This window comes from Pullulanibacillus camelliae, from assembly GCF_014642655.1.
GTDB classification, from domain to species: domain Bacteria; phylum Bacillota; class Bacilli; order Bacillales; family Sporolactobacillaceae; genus Pullulanibacillus; species Pullulanibacillus camelliae.
In genome coordinates, this window is record NZ_BMIR01000003.1 from 1 (window position 1) to 20,189 (window position 20,189).

Below are 20,189 nucleotides of genomic sequence, written 5' to 3' on the forward strand. Positions count from 1 at the left end.
CGTTTCAACTCCTTGTTGGGTTTTGTTTGGTCACTTACCTATTCGGAGTTGCCGATGGCTTTTCCTCTTTTCTATTTTTGCGAACTTAATTATACGTGATCTTCTTTTGTTTTTAAATAACAAGAAAAAGATACTTAGAACGATGAAAAAGAAAATTTTCATGTTTTCCCTCTCGATAATGGCACTTATACCGGCCTTGTATATATAAAGGTGTAGAAAGTTTGGTACAATAGACATATACAATTATACCTAGTAATCTCAAAAAATAGGTTGTCGTTAGTTTATTCGTCATAAAGTAGATAAGGAGGCGAAGAAACTGCAACAGAGTAAAACGTATATATCCCTTTCGTTACTTGTAACATTATGGTTGCTTTGTTTAGCCGCAATGCTCCATTTTGCCTCAAATGATTTAATGTATGTTGATATCGTGATTGTTGTTACAGCGATCATCATCATGAATGTGCTGTCTCCTTCTAAGAATTTTATAATCAGTTTATCTATTGTTTTAGCTCTTGGCTTTTTTTTACTGTTTTATTGTTTTTTTACTAGAGCGTCATTAGCTGTGCAAATGACATTGATGATTGAGCACATCTTACTCACTGCTTCTCTCATCTTAATGTGGTTGATCTTTGCTCTTATTAAACGGTTATTGAAAGATATAGAAGATTTAAGAAGGAGAGTTATTGAACTAGAAAAATTTGATGGCGCTTCAGCCTTGCTTACCCAATCGGAATTTATGAATCGTGTATCCCTAATTACCACAGGTACGAAAAGAAGGGGAGAAACGAATTTTTATCTGAAATTTAGGGTTCATGTGAGGGAGAATACGATCGATGCCATGCATTACATATTTGCAGAAGCGCTTTTGCATTCTGTTCGTCATCAGTTTGACTTGGTGACGAGGCTATCCAATGATCACTATTTAGTCTTTTTACAAAATACGAATGAACAAGGTGCGCACACCGTTGTCGATAGACTCTTTCATACATTGAGACATCAGCTTAATCTTCTAGATATTCCAGTCACCTATGAGATGTATCATGAAGATGCGATAGACAGGCTAGATGACCTATCGCTCAAGGAGCTTTTACCAATATGAAGATCATCCTTGTATGTATCATGTTATTTTTCTGGGCGTTATTGTTATATTATTCTTTCTTGACGATCGTTGGTGTTCTGCAAAGGTTAAAGCAAAAGAAACAGATTACTTTAGCGAGTTACCCGTCGGTGGCTGTTTTGATACCAGCCCATAATGAAGGAGTGGTGATCAAGGAGACTTTGGACGCCATGATCAAGCTGCGTTATCCAGGAGATCTTAATATCTATGTCTTAGATGATGCTTCTTCAGATCATACAGCTGATATTGCAAAGGCTTTTAGTCAAACCTTCTCAAGCGTTCACTATATAAAAGTCCCACCGGGTGCGCCAAAGGGAAAGTCACGGGTGCTCAATTATGGGCTGGCTGTCACGCAATCGGAATATTTTCTCGTATTTGATGCGGATAATCAGCCAGAGAGTGATACTGTCATAGAACTGGTTCATGCTGCTGAAACCACAAAACATGCAGCAGGGGCTGTAGGTTACGTGAAAACGATCAATGCGGGTACGAATATTTTGACACGAATGATTGCTATAGAGTTTCAGGTCTTTCAGCTTCTTATGCAAAGTGGGCGGTGGAAGGCTTTTAAAATGGGGTCTCTTGCAGGGACTAATATGTTGCTTAGACGGGATGTCATGGCTGAAGCAGGAGGATATGATCCTTTTGCTTTATCAGAAGATGCTGAGCTAACAGTGCGATTAGCTGCTATGAATAAACGGCTCCCAGTCGTCCATCATTCTAGAACGTGGGAGCAAGAGCCTGAGAAAGTAAGAACCTTTTTAAAACAGCGAACGCGATGGGTAACCGGTAATATCTACCTATTGGAGAAATCGCTCCGAGAGTGGAGCCTTTGGAAGGGCAAAACCTTTATGCACAGTCTGCAGCATGTGCTGACGTATTTTCTTTTCGTTATTTTACTGCTCTACTCCAATGTTTGGTTTGTTTTAGGCATTGTAGGAGTTGGACTTCCTGCCTTCCATTCTCCCCTGCTTCTCTTTTGGTTTATGAGTTATGTGGTGTATACTGCTCAAGTTATCAGTGCAATGGTTCTAGAACAAACGGTTACCCCTTTTAATATGTTTACAGGTTTGATCATGTATTTTACCTATGCACAGATGTTCTTATTATTACTATTAAGAAGTGCTTGTATTTATATTTGGAGTAGACTAACGAAGAAAACAATTGCATGGGACAAGACTAAGCGCTTTAAGAAGGGAGAAACAATGTGACCAAGAAAGGGCTAATTATGTTAATCCCGCTTATTTTAATAATGAGTCTTGCTTGGTTTTGTATAGCAAGCAGGGGGCCTTCCAAAGCCGCTGACGTTGAAAAGGTGGTTACCAAGCATTATGAAACGGATAAGGGCTTGATCAAAAGCTATGGTCGAGAGGACACTATCCAATATCTCTCTGAGAGTATAGGACAATACTTAAACTATCTGCTTCTTATTGGTAATAAGACTGAATTTAAGCATCAGGTCAAGGTGTTGCAGGATAACTTTTGGGTAAAAAAGGATGATCAGAGCTTTCTAAAGTGGGAGCTTGCAAGGAGAACGGTGACAAATGCCTCTGTTGATGAACTGCGGATTATTGACGTATTAAAGAGAGCGGCCGTCCGCTTCGATAAAGCATCATATAAAGAGTTGTCCGTGAAATTGCAAACGGCTTTACTTGCGAAGCAAATGAAAGGCGGTATGATTGTCGACTTTTATGATTGGCAACAAGACAAGGCGGCGAATACCGTTCATTTAAGTTACATTAACTATGAGGCATTAAAAACGATGCCTTTGTTAAATCAAGGCTTGTACAAAAAAGTAATAAAAGCAGCAGTGGGGACTGCTACGCCCTTTTTTAATGAAATATATACGATTGATAAACAAAGCTACCAAGCCGCTGATCCAAACACTGTGAACTTGATTGACCAGTTATTGATTGCGATACAATATCGGAAAATGGTTGGAGAGGCATCGAAGGCCTTTGACCATTGGCTTAAGACAGAAATAGATACCAAAGGAAAGCTGTATGGGAGGTATAATCAGCAGACGTTAGCTCCAGCTGTGGATTATGAATCAAGCGCTGTTTATGCCCTTGCCCTCGACTATTTTATTGAGACAGATAATCGCCAGTATGCGAAGCGCCTTGATGCTATCCTATTAAAACAGCCACCCTTTGATAACCGTGCGGATTTTAAGCATATGCACTTCTTTGATTATATTTATGCAAGAACAGCCGATGTTTTATATCAGCAATTCCTTTAGAAAAGGCAGAGAATCTAAGGGGAAAAGTACACGGGCAATCATGTCCACGAATAACGCCTTCTCTCCTCATTGACACATCCGGTATACTATATTACGCTAAAAGCCACAACGCATTTGTAAAGGTGATAACCTATGGAAAAGATGTTAATCGGTGAGTTAGCGAGGATAGCTGATGTTACACCTCGAACGATCCGTCACTATGAGCAATTAGGTTTATTGGGAACCGTGGTGCAGGAAGCGAATGGTTATCATTATTATAATGAAGAATCCTTTGAGAGACTGCAAACGGTTTTGGCGCTCAAGCAATTCGGATTGCTCGCACAATCAGTTATTGATCGATTTATATGGATCGATTACACAAGCTGTTCGGGCTTCTGTGGGTGGCATGATTGAAAAGGTAGGCTATGCGAACGTACACAAACAATTTAATCAGGAATTGGTGAAAGCCATTGCTGAGCAAAAACCGGATGTAGCCGCCAGTATTGTACGCCATTACATCCAAGCCACACAACGTGTATGGAAAGAAACAGGGGGAGAAAAATGACACAATCAACACAAACAACAGATGTAAGAATCCGTAATACGTCTCGTGTAGGGATCTTTATTATGATCATAGGGATCCTGCTCGTCGGAGCTAACCTACGTGCGCCAATAACAGGATTAAGTCCCTTAATTGATGATATTCGCTCAGATACAGGTATTGGCAATGCTGTGGCTGGCATGCTAACCACATTACCATTATTAGCTTTTGCTGTGTTCTCATTGACGGCGCCTAAGATCGCTCGCCGTGTTGGTATTGAAAAAACATTATTTGCTGGATTATTATTGATTGCTCTTGGGCTAATCATTCGATTTTTCGCACCTGTGTGGCTGCTATTTGTCGGTACAGTTTTTGTTGGTATTGGCATTGCAATGGGAAATGTATTACTCCCTGGCTTAATCAAACGGGAATTTCCCAAAAATGTTGGACTCATGACGGGAGCTTATGCTGTGACAATGAATGGGGTAGCTGCCTTTGCGTCAGGCATTAGTGTTCCACTGTCCGATGGGCTTGGACTCGGGTGGCATGGAACGCTTGCTATCTGGGTGATATTAACATTTGCGGCGTTGCTGGCCTGGCTTCCGCAATTACGGTTGCGTCATCAACCAGATGTTTCTACGGTTCATAATGGAAAAGGCATTTGGTCATCTGGTCTTGCTTGGAAGGTTGCGTTATTTATGGGCTTACAGTCCCTCGTCTTCTACGTTGTGATTGCTTGGCTCCCTTCCATTTTACAGTCTCAGGGGTTTAGTGAATCGACTTCTGGGTGGCTGCTGTCATTCATGCAGTTTATCAGCTTGCCGACTTCATTTATTATCCCGATTTTAGCTGGGCGGTTTGCAGGACAAAGAGGGATTGTGACGATTATTGAGGCCTGCTTTGCTGCAAGTTTTATAGGATTATTGGTTGGGCAGACATGGGTGGTTGTGATCTCTGTGTTATTATTTGGCTTCGCAGGAGGCGGTAGCTTTAGTCTGGCTACGATGTTCTTTGTATTACGCACGAGATCGTCTCATGAAGCAGCGGAACTATCGGGAATGAGTCAATCGATCGGGTACTTATTGGCAGCGGTGGGTCCAACTCTGTTTGGCTTGATTCATGATTTTACTGCCAATTGGACAGCTCCATTAATACTATTGGTTGTCATCGCCGTACTGCTTTGGATCGTTGGTATCGGAGCCGGTCGAAATACGTATATAGGGGAAAAGAAAACTTCTTTAAATTCACAGAGAAGCTAAGAGGGTGGCATTAATTAAAGGCGATGGATGGGGTGACTTTTGCTTCACCGCGTTAGTGTGCATTCAGTAGATTGAATCATTGACTTGGTCGCAAATATGCACTCTATTGTTAGATGTGAGCTAACAATAGAGTGCATGATTTTTTATTAAAAGGGTAGAAAGATAAGCCTTTTCACTCTGACCGTACAGCCTTCATATGATGCTATAACATCAGAGGAGGGAAGCGTAATGGGAAATGACATGACGTATCTGTCTGATATATATACTCCCAATGGTACGTTGCGAGCGCCGATTCAAGGCTAGGTGAATCCTTTGTCAGGTTTGTATCCGATGGACTCTGACCGAGATGGAACATTTGAGCTTGAAGCCTACCAACGCATTGCCGGTAGATATAATGCCGATGGTCTTGGATATGTCCAAACCGTTTTAAAATGGAATGGTGAAATCTTTGTAGCTGATCGACAAGATGTCGCCATCTCAGGAAGCAATCTATAGATTTTAAAGGAGTCTCTGTTTGATGTGTTATAGAATAAGAAAAGATGTTCAACTTTTGAAGCCCTCCTTTTTGACTGATTTTTTTACAAAATATGAGGGTCTTTTTTATGGATAAATAAGCCTTTATCCTATGTTTATCTGTTTTAAAGCCAACAAAATGGTTGGGGCTATGAGCCTTATAACACTTATTCAGGACTAATGGACTATTGAAATTTGTCGAGATTAGTCGATAATCTTTGTAAATATGTCTTTAAGAGAGAACTCTTAGAATAGTGATAAAAGTGCTGCTCCCTGGCGATACATAGGGTTGTGAATATTCTTTTTTAATTTGTTAAGGGAGGGCGTTATAAGCTTTTTTCAGAATTGAGGGATTGAGTGATCAAAAGGAAGTAGAGGTCTCTTTAAATCTATAAAAAGAGGAGTGTGAGGGTACAAGTCATGATGAAATCTATCAAACTATTAATGAAGAATAAGCGGAGTACAGGACTATATCTATTCCTTTTTTCAATAGCGTTAATGCTTATTCTAAGTAGTTTTCCATTAGCCACCTCCGCTAAGGAATCGAGCACATACGGTGTGGGAGCTTCTACATTAATGGTACGGAGTAAGCCTGCTCTTCAATCCGAGGCGATAGGCTATATACAGAGGAATGCCGTTGTAAAGGTCTATGAAAAGCAGTTTGGGTGGGCCAAAATTGATTATAACGGTGGAACGGGTTGGGTTGCATCGCAATTTTTATATCCATCGAGTGCCGGTGGCAGTTCTGCAGTGGCGACATCGGATTCAACAAGTCATGTGAGCGGGCAATCAGATGAAAAGGTGACGGTTAATTCGAATGGTGTGCGCATTCGCAAAGGCCCTGGTACAAATGCGACCATCGTTGGCTTTGCTAACAGTGGGGATACTTTTCAAATAGTAAATAGTCAGGGACAATGGGTACAGGTTCGCCTTAATGGGGGCCGTACAGGGTGGATAGCGAGCTGGCTTGTCAATTCACCTTCTGATCATTCGAGTGTCCAATCTCTTAAAGGATATACCATTGTGCTTGATCCTGGACATGGTGGCTCGGATCCTGGGGCGATTGCCTATAATGGGATGTTTGAAAAGGCATTTACCTTGCAGACGGCCCAAGAGGTGGCGGCGAAATTACGGGATGCTGGCGCAACGGTTGTTATGACACGGTTAGATGATCGCTATATATCGCTTGCAAAAAGAGTCAACACGAGTGATGTATTTCATGCAAATGCCTTCGTGAGTCTCCATTTTAATTCGTCTCCTGTTCTTAACACTAATGGGGTAACCACCTATTATTATCAGGATTCCAGTCAAGGTCTAGCACAGGATATTCAGGAGGAATTGGCGAAACAAACAGGCCTTCAAAATGATGGGGTTCGGTTTGGGGATTATTATGTATTAAGAAATAACCCTAATAAAGCTGTTCTTATGGAATTAGGCTTTATTACTAATCCTAATGACCTTTCTTTGGTTCAAACTGAACAATACAAATCCAATGTGGCTAATGCCGTCACACAAGGTTTAATGCATTATTTTGGGAAATAATGATAGAAATATTAAGTTTGCAAAAGCATGAATAGAGCTTAGACTCATTTCACCGGCCAGGTAGGGTTATCTTCTGGCCGGGTTTTAATTTGACGTAGAAAATGTAAACGTGTTCTTCAGAAAGGGGATTTAAAAGGTTTGCCCGGCTATTTTTTTAAAGTCTTATTGTTTGGGTTATTTAATGTGATATCAGAGTATATCTGAGCGAGTTGTTCAGGTGTTTCCTTTGTTCCTCTACTAATCCACTTCTCAAGCATATGCCAAATTCCCGCTGTATTAAAGACGTTGTAATATTCTATAAAAGTATCATCGAACTCCTGTATCAAATCTGACTTATATCTGCTGTTAATAAAGGGAACGTAATCATCTAGCTGCTTAAGCACGATAACAAAGAGGTCATTTTGCTGCAAGAGTTTTAAGAAATGACGATGCTTTTGCCAAAACTTAAAGTAAATGTTAGCCATAGCATAGGGGGTTAAAGCGTCAAGCGATTCAAATTGTTGCTCAGCCTCCTTCATTAGTTCAGTAATGTATTCTTTGAGGACATCCTCTTTTGTTTGAAAGTTACGGTAAAAGGTTTTCCGTACTAATTCAGCCGTGGCGGTAATCTCTTTAATTGAAATCTTGTGAAAGGGCTTCTCCTCCATCAGCTGTAGCAATGCTTGACTGATCATCCTTCGTGAACGAAGAGAAATTGGATTATGGCTTTTTTCATTCATAAGAAATCTCCTTTGTTTTCAAAACAAATGTCCCATATTCTTATATCTGTATCACTTGTTCTGTAACTATTGACTCCATCTTGATAGTAACATTATAATTTACTCACGCAAGTGACACAAATGTGTATCTAGATACAAGTGGGTCATATTATAGATAACTGGAGGGATGAAGATGAGTAAAAAGGGTGTTGTCCTGATTACTGGAGCGTCATCAGGGATGGGAATGGCAACAGCGGAAAGGCTTTTGAAAGAGGGATATAGTGTATATGGAGCAGCAAGACGAGTGGAGAAAATGAGGGCTTTAGAAGCAAAGGGCGCGCAAATTTTAGCGATGGATGTTACAGATGACCAATCCTTGGCCGATGGGGTAAATCGTATTATCTCAGAGCAAGGTAGGATTGACGTATTGTTTAATAATGTTGGTTATGGCTCATACGGCGCGGTGGAGGATGTCCCATTAGAAGAAGCCAAAAGACAATTTGAAGTGAATCTGTTTGGACTTAGTCGCTTGACACAACTGGTGCTCCCGATAATGAGAAAGCAAGGATCAGGAAAAATTATCAATAATTCTTCTGTTGGGGGTAGAATTTATACCCCGCTTGGTGCATGGTATCATGCAACAAAGCATGCATTGGAGGGGTATTCTGATTGTTTGCGTTTTGAAGTTGCATCCTTTGGCATTGATGTGATTGTGATTGAGCCTGGATCAATTCAGAGTGAATGGTCCGATATTATGCTAGAAAACGTTCAGAAAGTATCTGGGAAGACAGCGTATGCGGACATGACCCATTCCTATGTGGATATGTCCAAAAATATGGTAAAAAATGCATCGACACCTCATGTTATTGCCGATACAGTGTTTAAAGCCATCAAAGCAAGGAAACCGAAGACACGTTATGTAGCAGGGAAGTTTGCGAAACCTATGCTCCTTTTAAGGAAACTCGTATCCGATCGCCTGTTTGATCGAATGCTTTATTCTATGTTAAAGCAGAGTGAATGAAGATTGGCTGGCTCGCTCGTTTTATGATCCTGTAAAAATGCATGGAGCATAAAAGCTCTCCACGCTATAGATAATCTTAATCCCTTCTTAGCAATGGAGAGCTTTTTATATGGATAGGCATCCTCAAACTCTTTTCAATAATAAATAGATGAAATAAGGTGCACCAATCAATGCGATCATGACGCCTGCCGGGAACTCAGCATAGCTGATCAAATTATGTCCAATCAAATCAGCAATCATGAGGAGCCAACCCCCAATTAATATAGCAATCGGCATAAACAATTGATGGCGGGGACCGATCAATTGTTTGGCAAGGTGAGGAGCGATTAAACCGACAAAGGCGATCCCACCGGTGATTGAAACAGCGGCGGAAGCAAGCGCTACGGCTGCAAACAGTAATGTCAGCCTTTCCTTCTCAATGGAGAGACCCACGCCAATCCCAAGAGGCTCGCTCACTCCAAGTAGGTTTAAGCGGTTGGCCTTAAATAAGGTAAATGGAATGAGAAGGATAACCCAAGGGAGAATGGCCCAGACAAATGGCCAGCTCGTTCCCCAGATATCCCCTGATAGCCATTTGGCAATGAAATCGACCTTTTGTTTTTCAGCAGCTGAAATAATGACAATCATTAGCCCGGATAGAGCCATGGAAAAGCCAACCCCCACCAGCACTAATTTTACAGGCTCCATGCCTGTTTTTTTATTAATTGCAAAGATATATATTAGTGCAGCGGTCAGAAAGGCTCCGATAAAGGCGACAACGGGCATCATATAAGAAAATGTAGCCTGGTCGATCGGAAAGAACAGATAAAAAATAGCTATAGCCACTCCAGCACCAGAGTTAATGCCAATGATTCCGGGATCGGCTAGGTCATTTTTGGTAATCCCTTGTAAAACTGCCCCAGAAACGGCTAATGCCATGCCTGCTAAAAGGGTGATGAGGATGCGTGGCAGGCGGACATCAAATAGGATGAAATTGACTTGAAAATCACCATGTCCGAACAGAGCAGGTAGGACTTGATTATAGGGGATAGCGGCGCTGCCGATGCCTGTTCCCCAGAAGAACGTTAATAGGATTAAAAGACTTAAAATAGCAATGATAATTTTCTGTTTTCTTAGAATCGATGGATGGATCATGAGAATGCTCGCCCCCCTTTATGGATAACAAATAAGAAGAAGGGCAGCCCTATGATGGCGATGATGGCAGCAACAGGTGTTTCAAATGGTGCATAGATTACACGGCCGAGCGTATCTGCCAGTGACATAAAACCAGCGCCAAAAATGGCGGACATAGGAAGAATATAGCGATAGTCTGTGCCGACAAGTGGACGAACCATGTGAGGGATCATCAGACCAACAAAGGCCATATTGCCAACCAGTGCCACCGCAGCACCTGCTAAGAGAACAATAACAATATAGAGAATGCCTTTAATTTGCTTAGTACGTTGCCCTAAACCGATTGCGAGTTCTTCGTTTAAGCTAAACACAGTAAGCTGTCTTGAAAACAGGATCGCGATAAGGATGCCGACAAGAATAAAAGGAGTAATAACGGCCAGCTGATCCCAGGCTGTTCCAATCAATCCCCCTGCTGTCCACATGGAAACGTCTTTTGAGAGTTTAAATGTGAGGGATATCCCAGTTGCTATCGCTTCAAGAAAGGCGGACACGGCGGCACCCGCGAGCACAATCCGAAAAGGCGAAAAGCCGCCCTTTTTCATGGCACCGATACCGAAGACCATCATCACTCCGATGGTCGCTCCAATAAAGCAAGCGATGGTAAGTATGAAATAATTTCCATGATGCACTAGGGCAAGGCACAAGGCTAATGCCGCATTAGCGCCAGCTGTCAAACCAAGTAACCCCGGATCGGCTAATGGATTTCTTGTCAAGCCTTGCATAATCGCTCCGGCAACGGCTAATGCGGCTCCCACGAGAATAGCGCCAACTTCACGGGGGAAACGGATTTCCCGAATAATATCGATAGATTCGCTCCTATGGTGTGTGAATAGTGCAAGCCCTATCTCTTTCAAATTAATGAATGCTGCTCCTAGGCACATAGCTATAATAAAGCATGCTATTAAAATTAAGAGTCCTATAACTAATTTATAAGTAAAAGGCATCCGCTGTTTCTGATTACTCATGAAGATGCTCATCCTTCCATACGCGACTTTCCCCAAAAAAAGAGAGGAATCCTCTCATCAAGCATTCCTCTTCTAAGATTTACAATTCTATTATGTCTTCCCTTTTATTTGCCTAGAAAGTCTTTCTGAAAGACTTTAAGCTGATAATCTAGCGAAATTGGGTCATTAAAGCTGAATGCGGAGGTATTCACTTTATAGACGTGGTGATTTTTTACAGCCGGAATGTTCTTATAAGTATCCGTTTTTTCAAATGACGTATCAGAACCTGGCTCAACACTTAAAATGACGTAATCACCAAAGTATTTAGGAAGAACCTCTTGAGAAATTTGATAGTATCCAGGTTTAAGTGCTTTGTCTTTAACAAGCTGTGGCATATTCAAATGCATTTCCTGATAAAGAATTTCAGTTCCTCTGCCCCAGTTATCACCGAAGACATAGAACTGCTTAGCGGAAGTTTCAACCACAGATACTGTCGCGTCATTGCCAATCTTAGCTTTAATTTTCTGAGCTAATGCTCCGGCTCTTTTATGGTAACTAGCGATCCATTCTTTCGCTTGCTTTTCTTTATTGACCAGTTTTCCAATTTCCTTAAATAATTGCAAATAATCTAGCTTGCCATAAGTATAAGTGACTGTCGGAGCCAGTTTTTTCAGGCGATCGAGATTTTTCGTGTTCGAATAACCAATGATTAAGTCCGGCTTGAGGGCAGCAATTTTCTCAAGATCATCGGCTGATACCTCTTCAACGCCTTTTAAATAAGGTTTATAATTTGGATTATGCATGGCATATGTATCTACACCAACGATGGGGACACCTAATTTCATGACTTCTCCTGCAGAAAGGTCAAGGACAACCACTCTTTTTGGATGGGCAGGAACTTTAACGGGGCCGTTTTCTGATTGATAAGTGACCATTTTCTCTTTACCAGATGAGGCCGTTGTTGAGCTTTTGGTGTCAGCTTTGGCTTTACCGCTTGAATCCTCCGATGATTTTGCGCCACAGGCGCTAAGAATAAGAACGAGCAGCAATAGTAGTGGTATTAACTTTTTGGTCATGTTCCTTTTCCCCTTTGATTAAATTATATGTGACACACATGGGCTTTTTGGTTCTAGGATCCTGGCCGATCTCCGCGTCAATGTGAAAGACCTTTTTGAGGACATCGTGTTCAATGACTTCCTCGCTGGTTCCCGACTTTACAACCCTTCCGTCCTTTAGAGCGATGATATAGTCAGCGAATCGCGCGGCTTGGTTGAGATCGTGCAGAACCATAATGACCGTGCGTTGTTGTGTTTGATTCAGTCTTTGCAGCAGCTCGAGGACCTCGAGCTGGTGAGCGAGATCTAAGTAGGTTGTCGGTTCATCAAGAAAAATGATCTCTGTTTCTTGTGCGAGTGCCATAGCGATCCAGACGCGCTGACGTTGTCCGCCTGATAGAGCATCCACTGAATGATATTTGAATTCAGAAATACCCGTTTCTTCGAGTGCCCAGTCGATCACTTCAATGTCTTTTTTCGTTAGGCGCCCAAATCCCTTTTGATAGGGAAAGCGGCCATAGGCTACAAGTTCCCCAACTGTAAGTCCAGGCGGGTTCTCAGGTGTTTGTGGAAGGATAGCCATCTTTTTAGCGAGATCCTTTGTTTTGTCTTTGGATATACTCGCTCCGTCAAGCACCACTGCCCCTGATTGGTGGGAGATGATACGCGTCATTGCTTTTAAAAGCGTTGATTTCCCGCAACCATTTGGTCCGATAATGGCAGTAATACTAAGATCTGGAATATGAATCGTCAAATCTTGAACGATTAACCGGTGATCATATCCAATATGTAACGATTCAGTATATAGGCGAACCAAGGTAAAGCCTCCCTGTGTTTATTGATAATGATTCTCATTATCTATACAATAGAATTATAATAATAGCTCGTTTTATTTGTCAACATGCTCTCATGAAAAAAGTGTGGAGAATGAGAGAAAAAAACGGATAAAAAGTACGGTGTAACAAGAATGAATGCATCCCTTTAAGTTATTTCAACATAAAAGTAAAAAATAAATTCCGTGGCAAGGAGGGGAGGATGAATGTGTCACTTATGCGTTTTATATGATAGGAGCGGATGCTTGTGAGTAGGAAGGCCCCTTTTTAAAGATAAAAATTTTAACGGAATTGTCGTATGGCGTTTATCCTTGACACTACCAAGATCTATGGGTATCCTATAAATATAACGTTAACGTAATGTTTGGAGGTTAAGCATTGGAAGACCGCATTCGTATTGGCGATGTGTCAAAAAGAGCTGGAGTGACACCACGCACTGTTCGATATTATGAAAGCATTGGGTTGATTCCCCCTGGGGAGCGTGAGGGGCAAGGGCAGCACTATTATACAGAGGAGACTGTTGTCCGCCTCCGAAAAATTACCCAGTTAAAAAAGCTTGGCCTGAGCTTAGATGAAATCAGTGAAGTGATTGATCTTTATTTCACGGATCCAAGTGGTGTTCAGGCGAAAACAAAGGTTTTGGCCATCTTGCGTCGCTATTTAAAAGAAACGGATGAGAAAATCGACGCTTTTCAGCAATTTCGTTCTGAATTGCAAGCACATATCATGCGCTTTGAGCAGTGGCTAAAAGGAAAAGGTCATCACTAATTTTTTTAACCCAAACATAACGTTAACGTAATGTTTATTCAGGAGGGTGAGAGGGATGAACAAAGGAATTGGATTTATCGGACTTGGCCATCTGGGGTTTCCCTTGGCAGTAAATCTCATGCAGGCAGGCTATGCGCTTCGGGTGTATAATCGGACTGCAAGTAAAGCTGAGCCGCTGGTTGCACAAGGCGCTCAGCGGATGGATCAACCTGCTGATACTGTGACGACTGGTGGAATTGTTATGTCGATTGTGTGGGATGATGCCTCGCTTGAAAGTGTGGTTACTAGCCCGGGTTTCTTAGAACGGCTAGGGGAAAATGGGCTTCATATTTCTATGACTACTGTATCACCTGAAATGGCACAAAAGCTTGCAGATAAGCATGCACAGCATGGCAGCACTTATATTGAAGCCCCGATTTTCGGTAGGCCTGAGGCGGTAGCCGCCAAACAACTTTTGGTTCCTTTTGCAGGCTTGCAGGAGGGAAAGGATCGAGCAAAGCCACTTCTTGAAGCGATGGGGGCACAAGGTATCTTTGATTTTGGCGAAGAGGTTGGAGCCGCGACCTTGGTAAAGCTTGTCGGCAACTTCTTAATTGGCTCAGCGGCCTATTCAATGTGGGAAGCCGTCGGAGTGGCTAAAAAAAATGGAGTGGATCCGAAGGCCATGCTTAACATGTTGACGAGCACTTTATTCTCCGCTCCCATTTATAAGAGCTATGGCAATCTCGTCACTGAGGGAACAACGCTATCTTTTGAGAAAGCTATCCCAATGAAAGATTTAGGGTTATTGAAAAAGACCGCTCAACCGGTTGACGCGCCTACCCCTGTTTCCGATCTGTTGTATGATCTTATGGAAAAGGCTTAACGTGTGGTCATCACGATCACGTGTTATGTGATGAGAGAAACCCATTGAAGGAAGAGACGTAGAAAATGACTCCCTCGCCTAACCTTGAGGGGTTATTTTTTTGATTTGAGGAAGTCTAAAATAGGGCGCTTTTATACGGCCAGAATTTATAACTTCTCTTACGCACATAAAAGATGAGGGTATAAGTTTGGGCTTTGACTTTCACCATCTAAGGCTTGCGGGCAACCTAAGTGTGTGATTTGCAAAATCACATCAGGAGTACCCATAGGGTGCAACCTAAGTGTGTGATTTGCAAAATCACATCAGGAGTACCCATAGGGTGCAACCTAAGTGTGTGATTTGCAAAATCACATCAGGAGTACCCATAGGGTGCAACCTAAGTGTGTGATTTGCAAAAATCACATCAGGAGTACCCATAGGGTGCAACCTAAGTGTGTGATTCGCAAAAATCACATCAGGAGTACCCATAGGGTGCAACCTAAGTGTGTGATTCGCAAAAATCACATCAGGAGTACCAGCAAAGCGGTGCAAGCCAAGTTTTCTAAAAAAAGGCTTTTAGGGTTAAATGCAATGAAAGCAAATAGCTGTCAGCTGTTTCTAGAAAGCTGTTAAAATAAAAGAAGGTAAAAAAGTTTAGAAAACAATCAGCTGAAGAGAGGTGAAGGCAATGCAAATAAGAGTAAGTGAGGAAGCCATGAATTGGTTTAAAGAAGAAGTGGGCGTTGAAGCGGGGCAATCTATTCAGTTCTATTCACAAATGTACGGGACAAGTCCGGTGCAGGAAAAGTTTTCCCTTGCTTTTACCATTGATCATGAACCGGATGATGTGGCAGTTGAAACAGTAAAGGAGGGCATCACCTTTTACATTAAAGAAAAGGACGTTTGGTTCTTTGATGGGCATGATTTATCTATAGATTATAACCAAAGCAATGATGAAATAGAGTTTAACTATATCAAGCCTTAAGCGATTTATTTTTAAAATGATGGTTCGGCATTTTGATGGGGCTGAGACAGAGGGATTCAGCTCATAGAGAGGTCGAAGGCATTCACCATTTCGAATGAATGTCTTCGGCTTTTTACTTGTGTCATGAAGCGTTCCGTCCCAGGTCCTTGAAGGATGTAAGTCACTTAGCCAAAGCGCTTTAAGGTCCCAAGTATTTGTAACTTAAAATCTCCTGTTTCTGCATTTCTAGACTTGCTTCTTCGTCAGCTCCTCGGAACAGCTCGAGCTAGGCTCCGTACTCGCCTAGCCACCATCTATCATGAAAACCCATTTCAAGTTTTTGCAGGAAATACTTGCTATTATATTGATGGATATGGTTTAATAAAGGATACAAATCGTAATTGTTACGATTTAAAAAGAAGAGGGTTGCGATAGGGGTGAATGGAGACAAGGGTGTTAATGTAAGATGAGTCAGCATTCGCGTGTAGATAGCCTGAGATGTCTAAGTGAATTTCAATTAAGGAGCTGATGAAATGATGGTTAGACCTATTCCTGTTACTGTGCTAAGCGGCTATTTAGGATCAGGAAAAACAACCATTCTGAACCATGTTTTAAATAATCGTGAGGGCTTAAAGGTTGCTGTAATTGTAAATGATATGGGAGAAGTCAATGTGGATGCGACACTGGTCGAACATGATGGGAGCTTGTCACAAACGAATGAGAAGCTCGTCTCCTTGTCTAACGGGTGCATTTGCTGCACACTACGTGAGGATCTGTTGATTGAAGTTGAGAAGCTTGCGAAGGAAGGGAAGTATGATTACATTTTGATTGAATCGACGGGGATTGGGGAACCGGTACCTGTTGCGCAAACCTTCTCTTATGTAGATGACGACCTTGGCATTGATCTGACGCGCTATTGCAGATTGGACACGATGGTGACGGTCGTGGATGCCTTTGGATTTATGAAAAATTTTCAATCAGGTGAAACACTTGTCGATCGGAAACAAGGCATTAGTGACGAGGATGACCGAGAGATAGCTGATCTTCTCATCGATCAAGTGGAGTTCTGTGATGTACTCATTTTAAATAAATGTGATCTGGTCGACGAAGAAACGCTGGATAAGCTTGAGAGCATCATGCGTACTCTGCAGCCCGAGGCGAAAATTATTCGTACCATCCATGGAAAAGTAGAAATGAAAGACATTTTAAATACGCATCGCTTCGACTTTGATAAAGCTGCTGAGTCAGCAGGCTGGATTAAAGAACTCAATGCTCCAGAACATACACCTGAAACCGAAGAATATGGCATCGGTTCATTTGTCTATTATCGTAAGCATCCCTTTCATTCAGGCCGATTTAATCAATTCCTGCACAATCTAGACGAAACGACAATCATTCGGTCTAAGGGAATTGCTTGGTGTGCCACACATAATAATGTGGCGTTATTAATGTCGCATGCAGGGCCATCAGTCTCCATGTCTCCTTTAGCTTATTGGGTGGCCTCCATGCCTAAGAAAGAACAGAAGGCGATTTTAGAGGCTAATCCTGAGGTCTTGGCGGAATGGAATGAGACGTATGGTGATCGTCATACGAAAATTGTATTTATCGGAACAGAGCTTAATCCTGAGCTTATAACAGAGGAGCTTGATCGGTGTTTATTAACAGATTCCGAGCTTGCCAGTGATTGGGAAGCGTTTGAAACGCCTGCAGAGTGGATACCACATACATAAGGTATATTCCAAACTTTAAATCGTAATGATTTTGTTTTGTGGGTATCCTTTAAAGGGCTAGGAAGGACTCAAAGCAACGTCAAGACAAAGATTAAGAGAGCTTATATCGTTACCGAATGATAAGCGATTAAAAGTATAGGGATAAAAGAGAAGCATCCCAATTGTTAGGTATCCATAACAATTGGGATGCAGTTTTTTTAATGGTTACATTTTCAGCAGATAAGGAGTTTACATGTCCCGCTCAGTAGGGATGTGCTCGATTTCTGCATAGGCTTTATGTAAATGAATGGATTCGTCATTTTCACATCTTACTCGGAATGCTTCTATCCAAGGAAGCTCACAGAGTTCAGCAGCGACAAGACGGACAAAGTCTTCGACAAATCGAGGATTTTCATAGGCCTTTTCAGTGACAAATTTCTCATCCTCACGCTTCAATATGGGGTAAATGGGGGAGCTGCTGTTGCTCTCAATAATATTGAGAAGAGGTGTTTTCCAATCGCCATCCCAATTTGCGGGGATATCTGCATGAATGAGCACATGCCCTCTTTGGTTATGCGCCCCGTATTCACTAATTTCCTTTGAACAGGGACAGAGTGTCGTTGCGATTCCCTCGAGCTGAACCGATTGCTGATAGCCAGTATTAGGAGCGTAAGCCAGGTGAATCTCTCCATCAGCAACATTCATTCCTGTTAGTCCAGTAACCGGTGAGCGTTGATCATAGAACCAGCGGAATTGTATCTTTGTTTCTATAGTAGGAAGCTCACAATATTCAGCGATTTGTTTAATAAGAAGGCGCAGTTCGGGCAAGTCCAATGCCCCATCAGCCTTGCAATAGGCCGTGAGCTTTTCTACATAGCGGCTCATATTTACACCTTTTCGCTCTCTTGGTAATCGAGATGTGATTTGGAAGGTGGCTTGGACAATTTGCTTGAAGGGGGCGATATCACTATTTAAGATGATGGGGAGTGTCAACTCGGATACCCCAACTTGTGTGATGGAAAATAAATAATCGGCTAATGTATTTTGTAAGTCCTTCATGTCCTCTTTCTTGGTCGGTTTCTGTTTTACAGAAGGCTCTACAGAACCGAATAACTTCAATCTTTCTAATTTTGATAGCTTTGACATTTTGGCACCGCCTCTTTTATTGTGTGTGATAATAAATTAGCCTTTTAAAGGCAGGGGACGAGTAGCAAGGCATTGATTAAATTGTTTTGTTAGCGCGTGTTGATCCAAATGCTTTCCAATAAAAATGAGCCGACTTTCCTTTGCTTCGTTGGGCTGCCATGGACGATCAAACGTCCCACTAAAGAGCATGTGGACACCTTGGAAGATCAGGCGTTCATTCATGCCTTCTACATTTAGAATCCCCTTATATCTCAGGAGGTCTTGTCCTTTATGGGTAATGAGATCTGCCATCCAATGATTTAGCTTTTCCATATCAAGAGGGTGCTTCTCAATAAAGGATAATGAAGTGACGCTATCACTATGGTGATGAGGGTGGTGCACCTCTAAGAAGTCGGGATCGAACATCAACTTACTTTCCAAATCAAAGGAATAGATATCGAGAATATCAGACAAAGCCACCTGGCTGTGCTGTGATTCTAATAGCCTTGCTGTGGGATTGATTTGGTGAATGCGCTGACGGATGGCTGTAAGCCTGCTGCTGTCAACTAAGTCTATTTTATTGAGCATGATGATATCGGCAAAGCCGATTTGCTCTTGAGGCTCTTCAAAGCTATCTAATTGCTCGATGATGTGCTGGCTATCAACAACGGTGATAATAGTGTCGAGCGCAAAAACTGAGGATAAAGCCTCATCAAAGATAAAGGTTTGAGCGACAGGTCCAGGATCAGCAAGCCCTGTTGTTTCGATCACAATGCGATCAAATGTGATGTCCCCTTTATGCTGAGCAACGAGTAAATTCATGAGCATTTTGATCAGATCGCCACGAACCGTACAACAAATACAACCGTTATTCATTTGAATAATGTCTTCATCTGAATGGAGGACAAGCAAGCCATCAATATTGATATCACCATATTCATTCACAATCACAGCGACCTTTTCTCCATGGTGCTCAGTTAAGATATTGTTCAATAGTGTTGTTTTTCCTGAGCCTAAAAATCCTGTTAAGATATTGACTGGAATTTCTCCTGTTCCCATCAACGCCTCAATCCTCTCTCCCGTATGTGTGTTATTGTAAGGCTGAATCGTGTAGAGGTGTCGCCTCACGATCGAGATACACTTTACTTTGTGTCGCTATTTTTTGGGCTACATATTTTCCGGCATAGGGCGGCGCATCTTGATCTAATGAGGCGATGACTAATTGGCATAGTCGCCTGCCAGCCTGTATTTCTATCGGGACGCTATTAGAATTGTAGAGTTCCAGTGTGATATGCCCCTCAAACCCAGGATCAACCCATCCAGCGTTTTCAATAAATAATCCTAAGCGACCTATGGAGCTTCTGCCCTCGACAAAGGCTGTTAGATGGGTTGGCAAATGAATGTATTCAATCGTTGTGGCCAAAACAAAGGCCTTAGGAGGAATAATAATTCTATCCTCATTGACTTCTCTATACACAGCGGGTTGGTCCAATGAGATCACAGGTGTTGCATGTTCATCAATGATTAAGAAATGATTGCCCACCCGCAAGTCAATGGAAGCGGGCTGAAGCTGTACGGAAGACAGGGGCTCAATAATCAGTTCTTTTTCTATCAGTTTCTTCTCTAGTGTGGGTTTAGATAAAATCACAAGTGGGTTCCCTCCTTGAGGTGGTATATTTAAATAGTAATTATTACGATTTAATCGTTGTTTCTAGATAATTTATCATTTTCTATGAAAAAAGGCAATGGTAGGTTCAATGCTTTGAGTGGATCATCACTGAACACCGTTTTTTTAAAGTAATAATTCGGGGTGCGGATGGGGTGGATAGTGCATGTTTTTGCTTCAGGCAGCTCGCTTTCCGCGG

20 protein-coding genes and 1 pseudogene are annotated in these 20,189 nt (G+C 42.0%); 13 read left to right on the forward strand and 8 right to left on the reverse strand.

Features of this window, described 5'->3' with window-relative positions; all coding sequences use genetic code 11:
- Positions 1–385 precede the first annotated feature (385 nt).
- The 8 genes and pseudogenes from IEW82_RS04400 to IEW82_RS04435 all read left to right on the forward strand — a co-directional run bounded on the left by IEW82_RS04400 (position 386) and on the right by IEW82_RS04435 (position 7,190).
- Positions 386–1,099 carry a hypothetical protein gene (locus tag IEW82_RS04400; protein ID WP_188689807.1) on the forward strand — a complete coding sequence of 238 codons (714 nt, stop codon included), beginning with the start codon at positions 386–388 and terminating at the stop codon, positions 1,097–1,099.
- Positions 1,096–2,328 (forward strand): glycosyltransferase family 2 protein, encoded by a 1,233-nt coding sequence (locus tag IEW82_RS04405; RefSeq protein ID WP_188689811.1) that lies wholly within the window; start codon positions 1,096–1,098, stop codon positions 2,326–2,328. The genes IEW82_RS04400 and IEW82_RS04405 overlap by 4 nt, the downstream gene beginning before the upstream one ends.
- Positions 2,325–3,356 carry a hypothetical protein gene (locus tag IEW82_RS04410; RefSeq protein ID WP_188689814.1) on the forward strand — a complete coding sequence of 344 codons (1,032 nt, stop codon included), beginning with the start codon at positions 2,325–2,327 and terminating at the stop codon, positions 3,354–3,356. Before IEW82_RS04405 ends, IEW82_RS04410 begins: the two co-directional genes overlap by 4 nt.
- A gap of 132 nt (positions 3,357–3,488) precedes the next feature.
- Positions 3,489–3,749: a MerR family transcriptional regulator gene (locus tag IEW82_RS04415; protein WP_229672313.1), complete on the forward strand. Its 261-nt coding sequence runs from the start codon at positions 3,489–3,491 to the stop codon at positions 3,747–3,749.
- The gene (locus tag IEW82_RS04420; protein ID WP_188689817.1) at positions 3,742–3,900 is read left to right on the forward strand and encodes a hypothetical protein; all 159 of its coding nucleotides are present in this window, start codon (positions 3,742–3,744) and stop codon (positions 3,898–3,900) included. The genes IEW82_RS04415 and IEW82_RS04420 overlap by 8 nt, the downstream gene beginning before the upstream one ends.
- Positions 3,897–5,135 (forward strand): CynX/NimT family MFS transporter, encoded by a 1,239-nt coding sequence (locus IEW82_RS04425; protein ID WP_188689819.1) that lies wholly within the window; start codon positions 3,897–3,899, stop codon positions 5,133–5,135. The genes IEW82_RS04420 and IEW82_RS04425 overlap by 4 nt, the downstream gene beginning before the upstream one ends.
- Before the next feature lie 246 nt (positions 5,136–5,381).
- Positions 5,382–5,630, forward strand: a pseudogene (locus IEW82_RS04430) (YybI family spore inner coat protein); the annotation flags it as partial.
- A gap of 438 nt (positions 5,631–6,068) precedes the next feature.
- On the forward strand, positions 6,069–7,190 hold the full coding sequence (locus IEW82_RS04435; RefSeq protein WP_188689823.1) for an N-acetylmuramoyl-L-alanine amidase family protein: 1,122 nt from the start codon (positions 6,069–6,071) through the stop codon (positions 7,188–7,190).
- A 146-nt stretch (positions 7,191–7,336) separates the two neighbouring features.
- Here the strand turns inward: IEW82_RS04435 and IEW82_RS04440 are convergent, their stop codons facing one another.
- Positions 7,337–7,909, reverse strand: a complete 573-nt coding sequence (locus IEW82_RS04440) for a TetR/AcrR family transcriptional regulator (protein WP_188689826.1) — start codon at positions 7,907–7,909, stop codon at positions 7,337–7,339.
- A 172-nt stretch (positions 7,910–8,081) separates the two neighbouring features.
- Between IEW82_RS04440 and IEW82_RS04445 the strand changes: the two genes are divergently transcribed.
- Complete coding sequence (locus IEW82_RS04445; protein WP_188689829.1) at positions 8,082–8,909, forward strand: oxidoreductase; 828 nt, start codon at positions 8,082–8,084, stop codon at positions 8,907–8,909.
- Between the two features lie 123 nt (positions 8,910–9,032).
- Here IEW82_RS04445 and IEW82_RS04450 read toward each other — a convergent pair whose 3' ends face one another.
- From IEW82_RS04450 to IEW82_RS04465, 4 genes are all read right to left on the reverse strand, one after another.
- Positions 9,033–10,043, reverse strand: coding sequence for a FecCD family ABC transporter permease (locus tag IEW82_RS04450; protein ID WP_188689833.1), 1,011 nt, complete (start codon positions 10,041–10,043; stop codon positions 9,033–9,035).
- Entirely contained in the window at positions 10,040–11,047 is a 1,008-nt protein-coding gene (locus IEW82_RS04455) for a FecCD family ABC transporter permease (protein WP_188689835.1), read from the reverse strand. The genes IEW82_RS04450 and IEW82_RS04455 overlap by 4 nt, the downstream gene beginning before the upstream one ends.
- Positions 11,048–11,151: 104 nt before the next feature.
- Positions 11,152–12,102: an iron-hydroxamate ABC transporter substrate-binding protein gene (locus IEW82_RS04460; RefSeq protein WP_188689838.1), complete on the reverse strand. Its 951-nt coding sequence runs from the start codon at positions 12,100–12,102 to the stop codon at positions 11,152–11,154.
- Positions 12,053–12,898, reverse strand: coding sequence for an ABC transporter ATP-binding protein (locus IEW82_RS04465; RefSeq protein WP_188689841.1), 846 nt, complete (start codon positions 12,896–12,898; stop codon positions 12,053–12,055). Before IEW82_RS04465 ends, IEW82_RS04460 begins: the two co-directional genes overlap by 50 nt.
- A gap of 394 nt (positions 12,899–13,292) precedes the next feature.
- Between IEW82_RS04465 and IEW82_RS04470 the strand changes: the two genes are divergently transcribed.
- From IEW82_RS04470 to IEW82_RS04485, 4 genes are all read left to right on the forward strand, one after another.
- A complete protein-coding gene (locus IEW82_RS04470; RefSeq protein ID WP_188689845.1) occupies positions 13,293–13,682 on the forward strand; it encodes a MerR family transcriptional regulator in 390 nt (129 codons plus the stop codon).
- A gap of 55 nt (positions 13,683–13,737) precedes the next feature.
- Positions 13,738–14,547 carry an NAD(P)-dependent oxidoreductase gene (locus IEW82_RS04475; RefSeq protein ID WP_188689848.1) on the forward strand — a complete coding sequence of 270 codons (810 nt, stop codon included), beginning with the start codon at positions 13,738–13,740 and terminating at the stop codon, positions 14,545–14,547.
- Between the two features lie 667 nt (positions 14,548–15,214).
- A complete protein-coding gene (locus tag IEW82_RS04480) occupies positions 15,215–15,511 on the forward strand; it encodes a HesB/YadR/YfhF family protein (protein WP_188689851.1) in 297 nt (98 codons plus the stop codon).
- Between the two features lie 515 nt (positions 15,512–16,026).
- Positions 16,027–17,220: a GTP-binding protein gene (locus IEW82_RS04485; RefSeq protein WP_188690458.1), complete on the forward strand. Its 1,194-nt coding sequence runs from the start codon at positions 16,027–16,029 to the stop codon at positions 17,218–17,220.
- Positions 17,221–17,448: 228 nt separating this feature from the next.
- Here the strand turns inward: IEW82_RS04485 and folE2 are convergent, their stop codons facing one another.
- The 3 genes from folE2 to dcd are packed head-to-tail and all read right to left on the reverse strand — an operon-like array spanning position 17,449 to position 19,972.
- Positions 17,449–18,345 carry a GTP cyclohydrolase FolE2 gene (gene folE2 / locus IEW82_RS04490; protein ID WP_188689856.1) on the reverse strand — a complete coding sequence of 299 codons (897 nt, stop codon included), beginning with the start codon at positions 18,343–18,345 and terminating at the stop codon, positions 17,449–17,451.
- Positions 18,346–18,381: 36 nt separating this feature from the next.
- A complete protein-coding gene (locus IEW82_RS04495) occupies positions 18,382–19,383 on the reverse strand; it encodes a CobW family GTP-binding protein (protein ID WP_188689859.1) in 1,002 nt (333 codons plus the stop codon).
- A 31-nt stretch (positions 19,384–19,414) separates the two neighbouring features.
- Positions 19,415–19,972 (reverse strand): dCTP deaminase, encoded by a 558-nt coding sequence (gene dcd / locus IEW82_RS04500; RefSeq protein ID WP_188689863.1) that lies wholly within the window; start codon positions 19,970–19,972, stop codon positions 19,415–19,417.
- Between the last annotated feature and the right edge of the window lie 217 nt (positions 19,973–20,189).

What these genes read in the sequence shown, in the direction of transcription:
- IEW82_RS04400 (WP_188689807.1), top strand. Translation starts at nt 386, where the DNA reads ATGCTCCATTTTGCCTCAAATGATTTAATGTATGTTGATATCGTGATT.
- IEW82_RS04405 (WP_188689811.1), top strand. Translation starts at nt 1,096, where the DNA reads ATGAAGATCATCCTTGTATGTATCATGTTATTTTTCTGGGCGTTATTG.
- IEW82_RS04415 (WP_229672313.1), top strand. Translation starts at nt 3,489, where the DNA reads ATGGAAAAGATGTTAATCGGTGAGTTAGCGAGGATAGCTGATGTTACA.
- IEW82_RS04420 (WP_188689817.1), top strand. Translation starts at nt 3,742, where the DNA reads ATGATTGAAAAGGTAGGCTATGCGAACGTACACAAACAATTTAATCAG.
- IEW82_RS04425 (WP_188689819.1), top strand. Translation starts at nt 3,897, where the DNA reads ATGACACAATCAACACAAACAACAGATGTAAGAATCCGTAATACGTCT.
- IEW82_RS04435 (WP_188689823.1), top strand. Translation starts at nt 6,069, where the DNA reads ATGATGAAATCTATCAAACTATTAATGAAGAATAAGCGGAGTACAGGA.
- IEW82_RS04440 (WP_188689826.1), bottom strand. Translation starts at nt 7,909, where the DNA reads ATGAATGAAAAAAGCCATAATCCAATTTCTCTTCGTTCACGAAGGATG.
- IEW82_RS04445 (WP_188689829.1), top strand. Translation starts at nt 8,082, where the DNA reads ATGAGTAAAAAGGGTGTTGTCCTGATTACTGGAGCGTCATCAGGGATG.
- IEW82_RS04450 (WP_188689833.1), bottom strand. Translation starts at nt 10,043, where the DNA reads ATGATCCATCCATCGATTCTAAGAAAACAGAAAATTATCATTGCTATT.
- IEW82_RS04455 (WP_188689835.1), bottom strand. Translation starts at nt 11,047, where the DNA reads ATGAGTAATCAGAAACAGCGGATGCCTTTTACTTATAAATTAGTTATA.
- IEW82_RS04460 (WP_188689838.1), bottom strand. Translation starts at nt 12,102, where the DNA reads ATGACCAAAAAGTTAATACCACTACTATTGCTGCTCGTTCTTATTCTT.
- IEW82_RS04475 (WP_188689848.1), top strand. Translation starts at nt 13,738, where the DNA reads ATGAACAAAGGAATTGGATTTATCGGACTTGGCCATCTGGGGTTTCCC.
- IEW82_RS04480 (WP_188689851.1), top strand. Translation starts at nt 15,215, where the DNA reads ATGCAAATAAGAGTAAGTGAGGAAGCCATGAATTGGTTTAAAGAAGAA.
- IEW82_RS04485 (WP_188690458.1), top strand. Translation starts at nt 16,027, where the DNA reads ATGGTTAGACCTATTCCTGTTACTGTGCTAAGCGGCTATTTAGGATCA.
- folE2 (WP_188689856.1), bottom strand. Translation starts at nt 18,345, where the DNA reads ATGTCAAAGCTATCAAAATTAGAAAGATTGAAGTTATTCGGTTCTGTA.
- IEW82_RS04495 (WP_188689859.1), bottom strand. Translation starts at nt 19,383, where the DNA reads ATGGGAACAGGAGAAATTCCAGTCAATATCTTAACAGGATTTTTAGGC.